At 43.7% G+C, this 19704-nt stretch carries 12 protein-coding genes; all 12 read right to left on the bottom strand.

Going from position 1 to position 19704, the window contains the following annotated elements; all coding sequences use genetic code 11:
- Positions 1 to 52 precede the first annotated feature (52 nt).
- A complete protein-coding gene (locus tag J4N23_RS10245; protein WP_207426991.1) occupies positions 53 to 2257 on the bottom strand; it encodes a fasciclin domain-containing protein in 2205 nt (734 codons plus the stop codon).
- Positions 2258 to 2733: 476 nt separating this feature from the next.
- Positions 2734 to 4902: a RagB/SusD family nutrient uptake outer membrane protein gene (locus J4N23_RS10240; protein WP_207426988.1), complete on the bottom strand. Its 2169-nt coding sequence runs from the start codon at positions 4900 to 4902 to the stop codon at positions 2734 to 2736.
- Positions 4903 to 4926: 24 nt separating this feature from the next.
- On the bottom strand, positions 4927 to 8505 hold the full coding sequence (locus J4N23_RS10235; RefSeq protein ID WP_207426985.1) for a TonB-dependent receptor: 3579 nt from the start codon (positions 8503 to 8505) through the stop codon (positions 4927 to 4929).
- A 183-nt stretch (positions 8506 to 8688) separates the two neighbouring features.
- Positions 8689 to 9687: a FecR family protein gene (locus J4N23_RS10230; protein WP_207426984.1), complete on the bottom strand. Its 999-nt coding sequence runs from the start codon at positions 9685 to 9687 to the stop codon at positions 8689 to 8691.
- 91 nt (positions 9688 to 9778) lie between these two features.
- Entirely contained in the window at positions 9779 to 10366 is a 588-nt protein-coding gene (locus J4N23_RS10225; RefSeq protein ID WP_207426983.1) for an RNA polymerase sigma-70 factor, read from the bottom strand.
- Positions 10367 to 10494: 128 nt separating this feature from the next.
- Positions 10495 to 11073, bottom strand: coding sequence for an LUD domain-containing protein (locus tag J4N23_RS10220; RefSeq protein ID WP_207426979.1), 579 nt, complete (start codon positions 11071 to 11073; stop codon positions 10495 to 10497).
- 76 nt (positions 11074 to 11149) lie between these two features.
- Positions 11150 to 12538, bottom strand: a complete 1389-nt coding sequence (locus J4N23_RS10215) for a lactate utilization protein B (RefSeq protein WP_207426977.1) — start codon at positions 12536 to 12538, stop codon at positions 11150 to 11152.
- 18 nt (positions 12539 to 12556) lie between these two features.
- Positions 12557 to 13297, bottom strand: a complete 741-nt coding sequence (locus J4N23_RS10210; protein WP_207426976.1) for a (Fe-S)-binding protein — start codon at positions 13295 to 13297, stop codon at positions 12557 to 12559.
- Positions 13294 to 14682 (bottom strand): FGGY-family carbohydrate kinase, encoded by a 1389-nt coding sequence (locus J4N23_RS10205; RefSeq protein ID WP_207426975.1) that lies wholly within the window; start codon positions 14680 to 14682, stop codon positions 13294 to 13296. The genes J4N23_RS10210 and J4N23_RS10205 overlap by 4 nt, the downstream gene beginning before the upstream one ends.
- A gap of 83 nt (positions 14683 to 14765) precedes the next feature.
- Positions 14766 to 16040: a TIM barrel protein gene (locus J4N23_RS10200; protein ID WP_207426974.1), complete on the bottom strand. Its 1275-nt coding sequence runs from the start codon at positions 16038 to 16040 to the stop codon at positions 14766 to 14768.
- Positions 16041 to 16124: 84 nt separating this feature from the next.
- The gene (locus tag J4N23_RS10195; RefSeq protein WP_207426972.1) at positions 16125 to 18239 is read right to left on the bottom strand and encodes a bifunctional aldolase/short-chain dehydrogenase; all 2115 of its coding nucleotides are present in this window, start codon (positions 18237 to 18239) and stop codon (positions 16125 to 16127) included.
- A gap of 71 nt (positions 18240 to 18310) precedes the next feature.
- Positions 18311 to 19393, bottom strand: a complete 1083-nt coding sequence (gene rhaT / locus J4N23_RS10190) for an L-rhamnose/proton symporter RhaT (protein ID WP_207426970.1) — start codon at positions 19391 to 19393, stop codon at positions 18311 to 18313.
- Between the last annotated feature and the right edge of the window lie 311 nt (positions 19394 to 19704).

Below are 19704 nucleotides of genomic sequence, written 5' to 3'. Positions count from 1 at the left end.
GCATGATAGGATTTTTGAACCTATTATTTTCATATTTCGCTATTGTGAATGACTAAAATTTTAGAACCTTATCAATCGAATGAATAACAGTCTTATTTGATAACACATTACTCTTATTGATATCAGCATTTAGATTGGCCCGGTTAGTTGCTGGATCAACTGCTCCAACTAACTCCATGCTATTTATTCCATTATTGACGGTTATGAAAACGGGATCCCCGCTTCCATTTTTAAGCAGCGTTTCGAAGGCACCAAACTTCTTACCGTCCGGAACCACAGTATTTTTGTTGATAATGTGATACTGAATGAACCGCTCTATTTTTTCCGAGTCAGCAGAAGCGTTGGCTGGTGTAAAATTTGGTTGTCCCGTAGACGTATTGCCCGGAAGTATACCTGCCTTCACTGCGTTAACAATGGCAGCATTCGTAGGAACAAAGATTGTATGAAAAGCCCCAGTGTTAGCACCTAGGATGGATCCACCTGTGGCTGGCGCTACTGCTGGTATCCACATTGTACGGTGGTTTTTTAAGTAGCTAAAGAAGTGCCCATAAGTATTTGGATCTATCCTGGCAAGAGAATCCAGGTGGTGCCCTATTGTCTTCTCGCTGAAAGTCAATATACCGTCGGTGTAGTACACCTTTCCATTGTGTGCAGTTTCCTGAGAAGTAACATTTACGGCCTTATTAATTTCCTCATTTCCGCTAGCCCACAGCTTATTGTCTTTAAATTTCACATACTCACCATTCCAGGCCTCCACCATACCGAAGCCGCCAAGATTGTTCATTTCTCCGTTCGGCGTTAGGAACACGGAATTTTGCAACAATCGCATAAACCTATTCCTCGAGCTTTCGTCAATGGTTGCCGTTCCGCCCGGGCGGGTAAAAGACCATTGATTTCTGTCCGTGTTGAAGTCATACCCCTCTTTATTTAGATTTTGGTTTGACATCATAACTAGCGTGTAATTTGAGGTTGGGTTCAGAATAGAGAAACGAAGTTCAGCGTCCAAGCCCCGGGTCATGAGCGTATAGTTAGGATTAAGAAAAGCCTTTCCATAAACGGATCTGAAGACGTTAGCATCCTGAACCTTATCTATTCCATAAAAAATACCATTACTAACCACCTTTTTATCAACAATATTAGTCGCTGAGAAAGTGGGTGGCTCTTGTTGAACGTTTAATGCATTGTTAAGACGACCTTTCCAGATGGTGGATCCCCACATGTGTGCGTTCAAAAAACTGGAAATAACAGAAGGAGGAGCGGCTTCAAAAGTACCGTAGTGCTTTAGTATCTCCGCGACGTAAGCATCAACGACATTATTAGTAGGTATGGCTATGGTAAATCCTTCTATCTGAGAATCAGTGTTTCCAACTGCATAGTTTTCATTATTGATTGCAAAAGCAACACCCGAATACATTTTATAGAACACTGAGTCAGCAGAGCCTGTTAACACCTGATTTCTCCTCGTAATGTCAGCGCTGTATACGTACCGTACCATGTGCTTCTCAAACAACTCCCTAAACTTGCTGTATTCGGGCTTTGATGCCAGATAACTTTCTAAGCTGGGAAGAGGCAATAGCACTTTATCAACCGTGTGAATTATTCCGTTTTCCGCAACGATATCCTGCTCCAACACTTTGGCATCAATGACATTAAAGCCTGTGAAAGTAGTGTTAGGGAAAAAGTAGTTATACTCTGTTGCGCCATTTAGGTTTTTAGCAGTAAAATATTCGTCAGTAAAGTAAGGAATATGCTTGTTGTTGTTATCGTTGGCTACTGGCGTAATTCCGTTACGGTTAGCCGCTATATACTTTCTTTTCCCGTTCGACTTTACCCAATCATAGTAAGCGGTTTCGCGCTTATAGGCCATATTAGGCAAGACTCCTGCGGGCGACTGATAGTTCGGCAACTGGGCTCTGCGATTTGCATTATAAACTAAAGAATACTTCACAATCTTCGCGGCCGTAGAATCAGGGATATCGGCTACTCCGGATATGTTGCTCTCCTGAAAAAACTTCGTAAAAGCATCGTCCGTTGGGGCAAACATAGTCCAGTATCCACCAGTACTCAAAATTTCCTTGTACCCTGCCTTATCAACCAGTGCGAGAAAATTAGTAAAGTTACCCCGACTTTGAAGCTGTTGATATATCGGATCAGCTAATCCTGGCGGTCTATCAAAAATTTCGTCCTTTTTACTGCAAGCAGAAAGCAAAAGAACAGCGGATAAAAAGTACAATAAACTTTGTATCGATCTCTTCATATATAAATTATTGTTATTAAATACGAACCTGTTGGAAGGGCGGCTAGCTATCTACGTTTGGTTTGGAAAGATGGAACAGATGCTATTGCTAAATAGTGTGGACGTTCCAGAAGTAGTAAATGTAAAGCTTTCCTCATATAGTCTAGTTAATCGGTTAAAATGTCCTACCGCCTTCCTCAAGCGCTAGGTTAATTGGTTATCGAATACTAAACTACTTCGAAGTAAATTGCAATGCAACCTGTGGTATCCTGCCTTTTGCGGGATTAAAAGGGATAGTGTGCTAACAACACTAAAGAAAAAGAAAAGGAAAAGGAGCTTTTTATTAAAAGTTAGATGAGAAAAGAAAAAGTAAGTGCGATTTTTTTTAAGGACCGGTCCTTTTTGTTACCAGTATAGCAACCATGGAGATTTAGATTTTTATTGCACTTTTTTACAAAAAGTTAGGGCTGATTTTTTCAGCCCTAACCTAAAGCTTTTTAATAACCCGGATTCTGGTACGCGTCCCTGGCGGCCACGTCCAAGGGCTTTCCAGTCTCATCGGTTAATTGAACGAGATAAGCGTTCGGCCAAGGACGGAAGGTGTGGTATTTTTGATACTGTCCTTTCCCGTTTCCATTTTGTCCGTTCCCATTAACTGTGTTAAAGGCGACAGGCCAAAGACCAGTCTTATCCGAGGCCATTTGATTTAAATATACTACGCGCTCGTATAATATTCCTGCATTATGCAAATCTTCCCATTGCAAACCTTCGGACAAGAATTCTCTAGCCTTTTCGTTATAAATGAAGTGAATAAACATGTCTTGTTTGCTGGTGACGGTTGGAATATAGCCCTCGCCGTTCGCCTCAGGAGTTCCAGGAGTAAAATGATTTTCACTTACCTGAATCTTGCTGTAGGAGCTTGCTGTGGCGGCAAATGGAGCGGTTCGTTCTTGTGGTGCTAAAGTTGAAGCCTGCGGCTCCCACTGAACCAGCACATTCGGCCGATTTTCCCCAGGCTTATACGCGGCTCTTTGCCGAAGGACATTGATGTCTGCAATGGCTTGAGAATATTGTCCCTTCCGTCCGTATGCTTCCGCTCGAACCAGATAAGTTTCGGCCAGACGCATTAGAATTACGTCGCGAGTGCCACTCTCACTGTTGAAATTTGCCTCATCTGAACTACCGCCACGAAGTGGATCTATATATTTCTTTGATGACAAGTAAGGGGCTACCCGGCTAGTTGCTAGGCCCATTGGAGATTGGTCAATGAACAGGCGGTAGTAGTAGCGGCCAGTAGTGGCAGATCGAATCCAGCGAACCATGAACTGGAAAGGCATGCTCATTACCATAGCAGAATCCAGCGCCTCTTCCTTTTGATTTTCCAGATAAATGAGCGCTCTGGTACCATTGAGAATTCTCTTACTTCCAGCAGTAACAGCTGGCTCTCCTGCTGGTTTATTTGCATTCCACCATGCCGCAGCAGCAGCGCTCCAGGTATACGAAGTGCTCGTGCTGTTTGGCATATTACTTACATACTCATACTGGAAAGTTTTGTAGTATCTTGAATCATTAACCTTATCTCTGAAATTATCGTACCCCCAATCTGTAGGCTTATAAGTGCCAAATGGTCGGCCATAGGCCATTGCCCGGGTAACACCGGTCTGGTTGGTATAATCGCCGGTATGATAGTTAACTGATCTGTTCTGGAAGCGTCCATTAAGAGCTGTATTTACGTCAAACTGCGCCGACCACAAAACCTCTTTGTGAGGATTCGTTTCTGATACTTTTGGATCAAATAATGTCCAGTAATCAGGCGCCAAGCCAGAAGGGCCGCCCATTCCATTAATTACCTCAGTGCTAATAGTAATTACCGAGTCTAAGTCTGTTGATACATTTCCTTTAAAAAGCATCTTCAGATGAGTTTCAGCACTGTTTTGAAAAGTAGCAGCTTGGGCACGATTTAAATACACTTTAGCAAGAAAATGGCCAGCAGCATATTTATTCGCACGCCCACCTCGATCTGCGGCTGCGGGTACAGGAAGGTTCTCGTAAGCGTACCTCAAATCCGTAATTATTTGTCTATAAATAGCCGAAAGGGGCGCTTTTGGATAGTGATAAACTCCATTATCCTCTCTTGTTGGAGTTAATAATAAAGGAACGTCGCCAAGCTGATTAGAGATAAGGTAGTAGGCCCAGGATCTTAGAAACAAGACTTCCGCACGCCGACTCTTGCGATAGGTCTCATCTGTACCAAAACGACCAGGTCGAATATTATCAATGATATCTAAGGCGATATTACAGTTATTGATATGAGGATAGGCACCCATTGGAGCGTTTGATGCATTTGCTGCTCCTATATAATTGTTGACGTTTGCGGCTATTCCTGTCAACTCCGACCCATATTCCGCTGCTCCAATTCGTGCAAAATTGGTATTGGTGTGCATATAGGAATCCGTTTCTGGCTCAATCAGTTTTGACCCGTTGCCATCCCATTCATGCTTAACCCTAGCGTAAACATACAATCCGTTTATCAAAGAGTTCAACCCGTTTTCGTCATTATAGTATGCCTGTGTCAAATTAGATATCTGCTTTTCCTCCAAAAAGTCTTTACAAGAAGCAAAGCTGCCTACAATAATGAGAGCTATAATTTTTATATAATTCTTCATGTCATTCATTTTTTATCAGTTAACCTATAATCCAGCACGTAATCCAAACACAATACTTTGTGGGAGAATAGTGTTGTTGTTGGTTCCCCCTAACGGACTTCCGTTACTTGATATCCGATCCCAGTTAGTTTCGTCGTCTGGATTTATTCCATAACTAACTACTTCCCCTCCAAATAAGAAAGGATTCAGGACCTGAACATTTAGCTGAACATTTTTGAAAGAGTATCTACTCAGCAATTTACCAGGCAAGTCATAGGTCAGCGAAATATTTCTTACAGCAACAAAAGACCCGTCATTATACTGCATTGCACGAGCATCAGACGAATTAAGCGGACCAACCAGTGGCATAGGCCACCTTCCGTTTGGATTAGACCACGACCACATGTCATTTTCCACCCGGCCATTAGGAAACGTTCCGCCGTAAGAGTTTGGATATCCTCCAAAATAAGTCTGTCCAACCCGGGCGTAGATGAAAGAACTTAAACCGAAGTTTTTATACCTAAAGGAGTTTGTCAAACCGCCAGTCCACTTGGGAACCGTCGAGCCCAACACTACTTGATCAGCGCCATCAAACTTATAGTCACCATTTTGATCAACCAGCTTTATGGTGCCGGGATAGTAATTCAGATTACCTGTTGTTTTGAACTTTGCCATTTCAGCCAAATCTTCGGGGGTATTCTGCCAAAGCCTATCGTATTTATAGTAGTAAAAAGAGCCCTGAGGATGACCGATGAAGAGGTTTGAAGCGATCATATCTTCTTTTCCATTCAACAACTCTACGACCTCCTCTTTATTTCTGGTAAAATTAAAGTCAGTACTCCAGCTGAAGTCTTTCTTATCAATATTTACGGAAGAAAGAGTTACCTCGATCCCCCGGTTTCGGGTTCTACCCACGTTCTCGAACTTTGCAACATAACCAGAAACGGGGTTAAGAGGACGCTCCATCAATAAGTCGTACGTTCTAGCATCATAGAGCTCTACCGACCCAGACAAGCGAGACCTTAGTACCGAAAAGTCAAGTCCTAAATTCCAAGCAGCCGTCTTCTCCCAGCCCAGTAAAGGATTCGATACCATTTGCGGCAAGTAACCGATAGCAGGAGTGTTTCCGATGACATATGGGTTCCTACTTAAAGGCCCGGAAGTAGTATAAGGAGGAACAGAAGAGTTACCTGTTACCCCGTATCCAAGCCGCGGCTTAAGTTCGTTGATCCAGGTAATTCCTTGTAAAAACTCTTCCTCTTTCAGTTTCCATGCAAGGGCAAAGGAAGGGAAAAAGTCCCATTTGTGTCCCGGTGCAAGAACAGAGGATCCATCAAAACGACCTGAGGCTGTAAGCAGATACTTGTTCATCAAAGTATAATTCAAACGGCCCATATAAGAGAACAGGGTATTCTCTGTATAGCTGCTTCCGTAACCATCTGGTCGACCCACGGTGTTGGATGATAAATCATACCACAAGCTAAGAGGAATGGTTGTTCCTGAAACGTTTGTTCCTATCCCTTCTCTGCTTGATTTTTGTGCAGATTGCAGCAAGGTTACTCCAATTGTATGATCTTTACCAAATGTCTTATCGACATACAACAAGTTCTCCGCCACCCAGGAGAAATTTTCATCCCGGTTCTGACCGGCTGTATTAGGCCTGTTAGTTAGATGGTTTGTTGCATCTGGACCGGTCCATGCGCCGGTTCTAAAGCTTCGATACTGCGCTCCAAAATTTAATCGATATTTCAACCAAGGTGTGAATTTCACCTCAGAGAACATATTCGCCATAACGGAAGCTGATCGTCTGTCATTCCTGGACTGATCAATGTCAATCAAGGGGTTCCACAAGTTCAGATTCCCCCCAGCATTTCTGATCCATGCGCCATTTGCATCCCTCGGCAAAGCATAAGGGAATTGCTCTAGAGCTCTTGAATACAGGTCTTTCGATCCGGTGTTGCTCGTATTTGGCCCAAAAATACCATAAGCCTGATCTGAATACGAACCAATAATCGAAGTACCTAGTGTAAGCCACTTATTGGCAGTTATATCTCCATTGATACTTAGATTGTATCTTTTAAAATCTTGATCCCTTTGAACTCCTTTTTGATTATTATACCCGAAGGACAAATACATCCGGGAAATGTCAGTTCCGGAAGACAGTGATAGCTGGTGATTTTGAGTTAAGCCTTGCCTAACAGCATCATTAGCCCAATCGTAAGAGCGAATATTACTAGAATTATAGATTGGAACTTGTGCTGGCCAGCCCATAGCTTGCTCTTCTGCTGTTGTTGGTCTCATTTTCGGCGTGACTCCGTACTGTTCCCACTCATATCCACTCCAAACAGACTGTTGAGCAACCAGATCCTGCGCCAGCCCCATTCTTTGATTATCCAGGAACGGATCAGGATACCAGCTTGCAGCAGGCTTTGTCAAATCAGCATTATTGGGAATATTGGTATTATACTGCCGTCCATTTATAAGTCCTTCGCGCCATCTGTCAATATATTGCCCTCCGTCCATCCAGTCGGTTAAAGATTTGTAAGAGTCAAGCGAGACAGTGGTATTGTAATTAACCGAAACCCGGCCTTTCGAACCCTTTTTCGTTGAGATTAGTACCACACCGTTTGCTCCACGAGAACCATAAATAGCTGTGGCAGAGGCATCCTTTAAAATCTCAATAGACGCGATATCGTTAGGATTGATGTCGTTAATTGAAAAAGAAGTAACACCTAACGCAGAGACGATCGGAATGCCGTCTACAACATATAAAGGATCATTAGAGGCTCGTAGCGATCGACTTCCTCTAATCCGAATGGCTGGCGTTTCGCCAGGTTTCATGTTAGTACTAACATTGATACCAGCCGCCTTCCCCTGCATTGCCTGAAGTACGTTGGTTACCGGTCGTTCTTGAATCGTCTCAGCAGAAATACTTGTTAAAGAACCTGTTACATCACTTTTTTTCTGCGTTCCATACCCCACCACTACTACTTCCTGAAGAGAACGAACATCCTCAGCAAGACGAACATTGATCGAAGTCCGTCCGTTTATGGCCACTTCCTGAGATACGAATCCCAAGTAGGAAAATACGAGAGTCGCATTGCTTTGCGCATCCAGTAGCCGGATACTATAGTTACCTTCTACATCTGTACTTGTGCCTTGAGAACCTCCTTTAACTTTAACACTTACGCCAGGCAATGGCTCTCCTCTACTGTCCGTGACCCTCCCTGTAACAATCAGATCCGCTCTAGCTATATCCAACCCGCTATTGCTTAGAATAATTTTGTCATTTACCAACTCATAAGAGATACCTCTGCTAAGGAGGAGATTGTCTAGGACATCCGCCAGCTTCGTTTCTACAGCCTTCAATGAAACTGACTGCGTGACATCTACCACATTTTTACTGTAGACAAACTTTACGTCAGCAGCCTTCTCTAATTCCTTCAACACATTTTGCAAGCTTGAACTTGAGTAATCCACGCTTACTTTATTGTTAAGCACTCCCTGTGCTTTACCTGGTGCAGCATACGAAATCCCTGTTAATACAAGGAGAACTATCAGCTGACTTAAAGTAATTCTCATAATATAACGCCAGTCAATTGAGAGTTGTAAATAAAAATCCATACTTTTATTTGTTTTATTTGCTAAAAATGAGACAATAAAAACCTCCGCTAAGCAGTCAGGCTTTAGTTAGTGGTTTTGAGTTAAGGAGTGCCCCCACACTTCTTAGCTCTTTTTCTGAGATCGTTTTTGCTTCTTACTTTATATCATATTCCATTTTTAGGTTAAAAAATATATTGGTATCGTTTACTTTTCATTTCTTGATAAAAGTATTTTATCCCCTTTCACTTCATAGGTCAATCCTAGTGACTTTCCAAGGATATCTAAGATCGACGGGAGGTTCACGTCTGTAAAATCTGCCCTAAGGCTATAGCTTCGAATAGTTGGATCCACAACCTCCAGGCTGATATTAAAACGTTCGCTTATTGTATTCAATACCCTTGAAACAGGCACATTGTCGAAGGTCAAACTGCTTTTCTTCCACATATCCAAGCTCCTGTCCTCCAACTTCTCCTTTTTAATTACTTTCGCCTCTGCAGTATAAACAGCTTTTTCTGCTGGCACCAGAACCACACTTTCGCGTCTTTGAGATACCTCGTCAAACCTGGCTACTGCTACCTTTCCTGTTAGCACCGAAACTTCCGAAGACGCGCTGCCTTCTCGGGATTTAACGTTAAAACTCGTCCCTAGCACCTTCACCTCAATATCCTCTGTATGAACTACAAAAGGCCTTTCAGGATTCCTTGTGACGTCAAAGAAAGCATCTCCTTTCATGCTTATCTCCCTAAGTCTTCCTCTAAATTGCTTATTATAGGATATCGACGACGCCGGTTGAAGCCAGATCGTAGTTCCATCTGGTAGCACATGCTTTTTGATTTTTACGGAATGATTTGATACTATACGTAAAAGAGATTGACTTGCTTGCTTTGCAGGAAGTTTGACGGGCATGCCCGCGTATTTCACCATCGTCAATACCAAGAGTAAAATAGCAGCAATACTTGCGGCATACGCCATAAGTTTCTTAATTATAACCGACTCAAAATCAGAGCCGTTAACTACCCTTTCCTTTATAGCTATTAACATTCGTTCCTTCAGTAGGTTTTGCGCTTCTTCCGAAAGTTGTGCCATCGGATCCGGCTCATCTTCGAACGAATTATACCACGATTGCAATTTCTGCTCTTCTTCCGGAGAACATTTTCCCTGCAGATACTTTTCAATCAATTCTTTAGGTATAATTTGTTCCATTTTAGGCTGATACGGTAATCGGTATTAGTATAGTATGGCGAGAATGCTCTCACCCCTATTAGTATTAAAAAAATTTAAAGCGGTATAATGATCAGAAAAGATCGATTGAGGAAACCAGGAGAACTGACATTATATCCTTCACGCTCAGCCTCAAAGTCCTTAATGCCTTGGTCATGTGATTTTCAACAGTTTTTTCAGAGATACCGAGCAGGTGACTAATCTCTTTGTTGTTTTTATTTTGCTTTCTACTAAGTTCGTAGACGGCCCGGCATTTCTCCGGCAAAACCTCAACGCCCTGCCGCAAAAGTCGGTTTAATTCGTTGAACGCGACAGTTTCTTCCGTAGAATTGTCATGTTTAGTAGTTGCCACCTGTAGAGTATCTTGGTAGGATTTGCGAATTCCCTCTTTATGGAAATGGCTGAAGATGAGGTAGCGGACTGCTGTGTAGACATAGTTGCTAAAACCCGTATGAACCACTAACGTGCTCCTTTTTAGCCATAAGCTCGTAAAAAAATCCTGAACAATCTCTTCGCAAACTTCCTTCTCTTTCAAACGCTTATAAGCACTTGCATACAACTTAGACCAATACCTATTATAGAGCTCTTCGAAGGCAGAAACGTGCCCTTCCTTAAGCATTTCCAAAAGATTCTCGTCAGAAAGTTTCTTCAGGTCATTCATAATAATTGGTGTGTTACACTCGTCAAGATTTCAAACTCTCACGTCGAGAGCATCCGACTTCTGTAACAAATTGGTTAAGGTAAACTTAGCGGTTTAGATTGCCCGGCGCAACCCGTGCTGTCCTGCTTCTATACAATAAACACAGACAAGCTGCGCGGGCCATGGGCGCCCAACACAAGGGACTGCTCAATATCGGCCGTTTTGGAGGGACCGGCAATGAAAGCTGCATAGCCGTAATCGCGCTCGCCGATGTATTCGTATGCCTGGTGCATGGTGGGTAGGATTTTTTCCCGCTCAACAAGGATGGCCAGATGCTGACAAATAAAGGGAACTACGCGCTGCCCCAGGTGCTGTTCTGCTACCCAAAGGGCACTATTCTCTGCTACGCCCAATTCTGCTTTTAGTATCGCTAGCTCTACGTCTTCTAAAGCATGTGGATCCAGCTGTAAAATATCTGTTTCTGCGAAATCCGCAAAGTCGGCCAGTGTAGTAACCTTCCGTTTTGACATATCAAAATGATCAGCCAGAATTGATTTGATCTGACTAACGCTTTCCACCTCGTATACCTTTGCCCCGATTCCGGACGCAACTTCCGTATATTTTTGAATAAGATCGGCGTGTGACACCGGAATAACCACTTCTGGTAATGGTCTTAAATCCGGTTGATTTGCCTTAACAGCTGCTAGAATTTTATCGCGACTTGTCATCTACACTAAAAGGAGTTAAATACCCCCGTCTTTAGAATTATTAATCAAATGAATTACGTGCGTTTTCTCAGGAACGCTATTTCCGATTCTTACTATACCACTCTCTAAACGATTCTTGAGGGGGAGCAGGCATTTCTCTCTCCTTGAACCATGGATTGAGCTTGTTGTTCACTGCAAAAGGGAACAAACGCATAAGCGACCTACCCGCTTTACCGGCAAAGGCAAAGAACCTGGGCATACTGAACGTAAAAGCCATTGCTTTCATTCCCACCGCCTTAACGGGGCTAACATGCCCCTCTTTCACCAACACCTGACGCCACTTATACAACTGATCATGAATATCGATCTTGACAGGACAAACATTCGAACAGGAACCGCATAACGTTGAAGCAAACGGAAGATCCGCGTATTTCTTCATGTCGAGATTGGGAGCGAGGATAGAGCCGATAGGGCCTGCAATTGCATTATGATAGCTATGCCCTCCGCTTCTTCTGTAAACGGGACATGTGTTCATGCAGGCGCCGCAGCGAATACATTTCAATGAATTCCGAAAATCTTCGCGTCCCAACTGGGTAGTACGGCCGTTATCAACTAAGACAATGTGCATCTCCTGTCCCGGACGAGGCTTTTTGAAGTGGCTGGAGTAAGTCGTAATAGGCTGCCCCGTTGCACTTCTAGCCAGTAAGCGCAAAAAGAAACTCAGGTGTTTTCTTTCAGGAATGATCTTCTCTATTCCCATACAAGCGATATGAACATCTGCTAAATGTGATCCCATATCTGCATTGCCTTCGTTGGTGCACACTACAAATTCCCCGGTTTCTGCTACTGCGAAATTCACTCCTGTTAAAGATACTTTCCGGGTTAGGAAGGTATCACGCAGATGTTGCCGCGCTGCTTCCGTTAGTACCTGGGGATTTGATTCGCCTGCTTCAGTCCCAAGGTGAACATGAAACAGATCTCCAATCTCTTCCTTTTTCTTATGAATACACGGAAGCACGATATGACTTGGCGGCTCCTCTGCAAGCTGAACAATACGCTCCCCAAGGTCTGAATCAATTACCCCTACTCCGTTTTGCTGTAAATACTCATTCAAATGGCACTCCTCAGTCAGCATCGACTTACTCTTAACCATCTGCGTAATCTTATGCTTTTTTAGGATAGAGAGCACAATTTCATTGTGTTCTTTCGCGTCGGCAGCCCAATGAACCTGAACTCCGTTGGCGATGGCTTTCTCCTCAAATTGCTGCAGGTAATTGTGCAGATTAGAGAGTACATTGTGTTTAATCCCTGAGGCGGTCTCTCTAAGAAGCTCCCATTCAGGCAGCGAGTGAGCTGCCCTATCGCGCTTGGTTCTGACAAACCACAAGGTTTCATCGTGCCAGTTTACACGTGGCTCATCGCGGTTGAAAATATCTGATAAGTCCGCATGGTCTAATGTTCCAGCGGTCTTTGCATTTGATCCCATAGTCTTGTACTCCCTGTTTTATCCCTCGAAAGAGTTTAAAATTTCGGCTATATGAAGCACTTTAACCTTACTTTTTTGCCTGTTTAGGATTCCCTCCATGTGCATTAAGCACGAGAGATCTGCTCCCGTAATATATTCTGCACCATTCTGCACATGATCAGACACCCGATCCTTTCCCATCTTGGCCGATACCGCCTCCTCTGCAACACAAAAGGTTCCTCCAAAGCCGCAACATTCGTCTTTCCGTGTTAATTCCACCAATTCAATGCCTTCTACATAACTAAGCAACTGCTCCGGTTTTGAAAATTTAGGGGCTACCAACTCACTCATTTGCGATAGCTTCAGTCCGCGAAGACCGTGACAGCTCTGGTGAACTCCAACTTTATGAGGGAAGCGGGCTCTGAGGCTGCTAACCTTCAGTACATCTGTCAAAAACTCAACAAGTTCATAGGTCCTGGCCCGCAACCTCTCAGCTGCTGCCGGATTTTTGGTAGAATGAAGATGCTCTTTCAGATGCAGTGCACAGCTCCCGGACGGCACTACAACGTAGTCGTACTTTTCGAAGCTTTTCACGAAAAGCTCGTCGATATCATGTGTTAAATGAGAGAAACCTGAATTAGCCATTGGCTGACCACAGCAGGTTTGCTTTGGCGGAAATTCTACTTGAACACCCAATTTTTCAAGAAGCTCCAAAGTCGCGATTCCCGCTTTTGGATAAAATTGATCTACATAACAGGGTATAAACAACCCGACTTTCATACTGTTAACTCCTGTGACGCTGAATAAAATTTTAGTTCGATAATATTTGTGGGAAGCGCATTCCGGTTCCACGATTTATGAATAGACAATGCAGCCCCCAATGAAGTTGCCTGAGCAACTGAAGCTGCGAAAACTTCTTTTCCAGGAAACGCTGCAGCCAGCAATTGCATGTAGATAACGTTATTACTAAAACCACCATCCACGAAAATTCTTTTAACAGAATCATTCAAAACAAGTTTTGTTGATTCCGTCTGAAGAGCCACCAAATCGATCACCAATTGATGATAAGCTTCCTCAATGGTCGCAAACTGACTAAGATCACGGCCGGCAAACGCGGAAGTAGCGAGACTCTCAGAATCAAGCGAACGCTTTACTACCTCATTCCTTGCCTGCAGACCTGCTGTCATCACCGGGTTGTACTTTACTTTTTTGTAAAAGTCCAGCGGCTTTTTAAAATGCTCAGCAATGCGCTTCGACTGTTGTTCATGTTCATTGCCCGCGAAGAGTCTGGAGGCTTTTACAGGGCGCCCTTTATAACTGATATAACACAGGCAGTCGCTTTTCAGTTCCGACTCAGTTAGTGGCTCGGCGTTGAACGGATTTAAGGTAACACACCAGGTACCTGTAGAAAGCAACGTAAAAGGCTCCTGAAAACTGGTGAGGAAAGGGATTAAAGCTGCCGAACTATCGTGCAAACCAATCCCAACAAAACGCCTGGCTCCTTCTACCTCCGTTTCAATCGCCGCATCCGACGGATGAACGGGCGCCAGCTTTTCGGCGATACCCTCCTGCTTCACCCAGTCATGGTAGTCATTTTTGGTAAAATCCCAAAGGTTAGTGTGACAACCGATGCTGGTGATATCTGAATAAGCTTTCCCGGTAATCAGAAAGCTCAAATATTGAGGGAGATGAAGAGCGTACTTGATTTTCCTGAAAACCTCCGGCTTCTCGTATTTCAAACGATACAGCTGCATCCCCGAATTCAAGTTCCCGAGAACAGGAGAAGCGGTCTGTGTAGAAACTTCCAGCTCTCCTCCGTAATCACTGTAAAACTTCTCTTTCAGCGATTCTGAAAAAGGCTTCAAGTAGTTGTACAAAGGCGTAAGCGGCTTGCCCTCCTCATCCAGGTGCACGAAACTGGCTCCATAGGCTGAGAAGTTGATCCCCTTTATATCGAACTTCTCCAGCTTTGTGATCTCCTGCAAGCTATCCTGCACCCAGGCAGAAAGAAGCTCCAGATTTTCACAAGGATCTCCGTCTTCATCTGTTGTCTCTTCAAACCTTGCTGTTCTTTCAACAACTATCTTGTAATTCTCGTCGAAAAAGAATAGCTTTTTATTGGTTTTCCCAATATCAAATACTGCAATTACCGGTATCTTCCCCATTTTAGTATTGTTGATGTCCGAGTAGAATTCAGAGGGACGGCCATAGAAACCTTTCCTCTGAATTGCACTGCGAACGTCGATTCTTATAATCCAGTTGCTACTGTCTTTAATCCTCTTTCACCAATCAGCTGCTCGCGAACTTTCAGGTCGCGGAACAATTGTACAGGATTGATGGCCGCGCCAGAGCGTCGTCTTGCTTCTGCCACCAATGCTCTTACATCTGTGCGGAAGGCGTTTTGTATAATTTCCTGCGCCTTTACTACATCATTGTTGTCGCGAGCTTCTTCTAATGCCACGCGATCCACAGATAATGCCTGAGCGTAAGCAATCATAATCGCTTCTACCGACTGCAATAGGTCTTCGAGAGGATCTTTGACGTTGTGAGAAGCATCGATCATCCAACCCAAACCAGTAGCGTGGTCAATTCCTTTTGCATCCAAACCATCAACCAACTCGTTAAAGATCAGGAACAACTGATAAGGCTTCACGCTACCTACGGTTAAATCGTCGTCTGAGTATTTAGAATCATTGAAGTGGAAACCGCCTAATTTTCCTTCGTTGATTAACAAGGCAACAATTTGCTCAATATTAGCATTTGGAAGGTGGTGACCTAAGTCAACCAGGGTAGTAGCTTTAGGGCCTAATTTGTTCGCCAAAAGAAGTGATTGTCCCCAGTCGCCAATGGTAGTAGAGTAGAAGTTTGGCTCAAACGGCTTATATTCTACAAGCACTTTCCAGTTTTCAGGTAATGCTGCGTAAATCTCCTGTAAGCTTTCTAAAGTATTATTAAACGCTTTGCGGAAATTTAGCTGACCCGGAAAGCTGGAACCATCCGCTAACCAAACTGTCAGCGCATCTGATCCTAATTCCACACCATGTCTGATCACCTCAATATTGTGCTCGATTGCTTGCTTTCTTACAGCTTTATCTACATGATGTAAGGACCCGAACTTATAGCTAAGCTGCTGATTAGGCTGATCCTGGAATGTATTTGAATTAACTGCATCAAAACGAATTCCGTTTTGCGCTGCTAAGGCTTTAATCGCCGAAGGGTTGGAGGGGATATCCCAGGGAATATGCAGCGATATGGCTCCGCTCGATTGGTTCAACTGATGTAGTAAAGCGATATCCTCAATCTTCTCCTCTAATCCACGCGGCTCACCTCCACCTGAAAATCTTCCAAAACGCGTTCCGCCTGTACCCAGGGCCCAGCTCGGGATAGCGATTTGAAACTTTATCAGTTTCTCTATGATTTGCTCTGTTTCTGAAATCTCCTGAGCAGTGTATTCTAATTTTCTTTCATGTTTCTGAACCAAACTGCTGTTGTGTTCATCAATCTGATACCTCTCGATCTTCATGTGTTTACTGGTTATATTTTTTGAGGAGAAGTCTGAAGTGCAAGGGCAGATTTCTTCCACTCTTACACCTCAGACATCAAATTATTATCTTACAAAAGCCATCGCAACTCCACCATCAACGTTTAATACGTTTCCGGTTGATTTATGCAGAAGACCTCCTACAAAGGCGAAACAAGCGTTAGCAATATCATCAGGTAAGATGATTTCACCTAACAAAGTACGCTTAGCGTAGTACGCTGGTAATTCTGCAACCGTAATTCCATAAGCTTTGGCACGACCTTCGGCCCAACCACCAGCCCAGATATTACTGTCGCTGATTACTGCATCTGGGTTTACCACGTTTACACGAATTCTGTCCGCACCCAGCTCAGCAGCATTCAATCTGCTTAAGTGTAGTTGAGCGGCCTTCGCACTTCCGTAACCAGCGTTGTTTGGTCCTGAAACCAATGCGTTTTTGCTTACGATATTGATAACGTCGCCACCAATTGCCTGCTTACGCATGATTTCAACTGCAGCCTGCGTTACGAAGAACTGACCTTTTACTAATACATCATATAGAAGATCCCAGTCTTTCTCCGTGTGATCCTGAATAGTTTTAGAAATAGAAAGACCAGCGTTGTTGATGACGATGTCTACACCACCAAATGCCAATGCCGCCACTTCTAATGCTTCCTGAATTTGATCCGCTTTCGTTACATCTAAAACGGCAGTAGCATATGAATCTTTTCCGAATTTACCTTTAAACTCTTCGCCGGCACCTTGTAAACGCTCTACGTTCATGTCGTTAAGGATCACTACTGCTCCTTCTTCCACAAATTTCTTCGCGATTGCTTTACCTATACCGCCTGCACTTCCGGTGATCAAAGCGATCTTACCAGATAGTGCTTTCGGCTTCGGCATACGTTGAAGCTTCGCCTCTTCCAACAACCAGTACTCAATATTGAAAGCTTCCTGACGAGGTAATGAAGTATATTCAGAAATAGCTTCAGCACCTTTCATTACGTTGATAGCGTTCGTATAGAATTCTGCTGCTACCCGTGCAGTCTGTTTGTCTTTCGAGAAAGAGAACATACCTACACCAGGATACAAAATGATCACAGGGTTGGCATCGCGGATAGCAGGGCTGTTAGGATGCTTACAAGTCTCGTAGTACTCGGTGTACATGGCACGGTAAGCTTCGAAAGCAGGAGCCAGCTTTTCTTTTAATCCGGCAACATCTGAAAGATCTGCATCTGGCGCAAGATCTAAAACAAGCGGGCTGATTTTAGTGCGCAGGAAGTGATCCGGACAGCTTGTTCCAAGAGGAGCTAACCTGTCAAGGTCATTAGAGTTGATAAACTCAAGCACACGAGGATCATCAGTAAAGTGACCAATCATGTGTCTTTCGCTTGAGCAGAAACCACGAAGGATGGGAGCGATTGCAGCCGCTTGTTTCCTGCGGCCTTCCGGTGCTAAACTCTGAATTTTCTGACCTCCGAACACAGGTCCTTTTTTACCATAGTTTTGCTCCAGGTATTCGGCACACTTCTCAATCACCTCCAAGGTATTTACATAGCTTTCGTAGGCTGTATTTCCCCAGGTGAACAAGCCGTGAGAACCCAGCATGATACCACGGATACCAGGATTTTGATCCAAGCACTCGCGAAGTTGCAAGCCCAGGTCAAAACCAGGTTTTTGCCACTCAACCCAACCGATAGTACCACCAAAGAGTTCCTGAGTGATTTTTTTACCGTCTTTTGCAGCAGCAATAGCGATAGCTGCATCAGGGTGTAAATGGTCGATATGCTTGAATGGTAAGAAACCATGCAATGGAGTATCGATAGATGGTGCTTTAGAATTTAAATCGTAGATACAGTGATTGAATAATTCAACCATCTCATCTTCGTGCTCGATACCGCGGTAGATATTCTTTAAACTACGTAAGCGATCGACGTAAAGAGCGGCTAATCCGCTACGCTTCAAGGTACCGATATCACCACCAGAACCCTTAATCCACATTACTTCCGTTTCTTCGCCAGTTAATGGATCTTTAGCAATAGCTTTGCAAGAAGTATTACCTCCGCCATAGTTCGTTAGCCTTAAATCCGCGCCTAATAGGTTAGAACGATAGATTAATAAAGCTACTTCATCACCTGCAAGTTCCGCTGCTTTAGCCTCATCCCAGAGATAGCTAACGTGTTTAAAAGTTTGGACAGACATATTAATTTTTATTATTTACAATTTATTTGTTCTTCAAAAAACGCCCTAAAAGGCGAAGGCAAAATCCAACTTTAACTCTTCAAGGAGTTTCCGTATCCCACGATTAAAACCGAAAGAATAATGACCAGAATACCTGCAACTACAGTTGCATAAGTTTTCTTACTTACAGCTTTCCATTCTTTCAGTACAAGTCCCCAAACATTTGCAATCAAAATAATGAAGGCCATATGCAGGATCCAGGAGCTAGGCCCGTTCCCTAAGCGACTTTCACCCATACCGTAGAAGAAAAACTGCAGGAACCAGGTAGTTCCAGCCAGAGCCGAGAAAATGTAGTTCGCCACAAGGGGCGTTTTAGCATTCGTATAATCGCCGAAGGTTTTGTTACGCGCATTCAGAAACATACACCATATAAAATTGGTGGTTAATCCTCCCCAAAGTATCACAATATACACTACATTGTTTTGGAACAGGAAGCTCTCGGTAGCATCTGGATTAACTGCTTTCCAAGCTTCGTTGGCCATGTCAGCCATCGGCTTTCCAGCTTCAATACCAAAGTTAAAACAAGCACTAAGAACGCCAGAAACAATGGAAACAAACAAGCCGAGACCTAGTTTGAACTCTTTATTATTTTCTGCTTTTTCTGTTGGCGTTAGCTCGCTTTCTTTCATTGCGCCCGCCTTGCCACAAATGATAATGCCGATAACGCAAACCAAAATCCCCAGAAGCACTACTTGTCCCCAAGTATTGGAGATCAGGTCGGTAAAAGAGTCTTTCCCGGGAGTCGGGTTAATATCGTAATAAACAGAAGGAATCAACGCGCCGAAAATAGAGCAAAGTCCAAGGATAATCGAACTTCCTAAAGAAACGCCAAGATAGCGAACACCTAAACCGTAGGTCAACCCACCGATACCCCAGAGAAGTCCGAAAAGATAGGTGTAACCCAGGATATCAGAACTGGTACTTCCTATAATGCTCCAGAAGTCGGGAATAGTAAGGTAAGCTGCTAAAGGAGGGACAATAAGCCATGAAAAAAGACCGCCCACGATCCAGTAGCTCTCCCACGCCCATCCCTTAACCTTTTTGTAGGGGATGTAAAAACTCCCGGAAGCAAAACCTCCGATCAAGTGATAAATTACGCCAAATAGTGCTTGCATTCTTTAATGAGGTTATAATAGTTTGTTTAATTGCCGCTAAAATTATAAAAGTGCAATTGTTATTCTGTCATGCACTGTCATGATGATAGAAAAGTGGCCGACCTGAAGAAAAAGTCTCCGGCATCGGCCTCCTGCCTGATTACCTAATATTGGAGTAAATTAGGCTTTCTGCATGCCCTTCGCCCCTCCACCTTTTATACCTTGTGAAGTCCCCCATTATTCCCAAACCTGGGTTTGGTCCGCAACAGCTCCGTAATTGCTCCCCGAAAAGCAGGTTTTAGCGGATACTCTGCGGTAGCGGTACCTTAGAG

The organism is Pedobacter sp. SYSU D00535, from assembly GCF_017355855.1.
Classification (GTDB): Bacteria; Bacteroidota; Bacteroidia; order Sphingobacteriales; family Sphingobacteriaceae; genus Desertivirga.
This window is presented reverse-complemented; position numbering and strand designations above follow the sequence as displayed.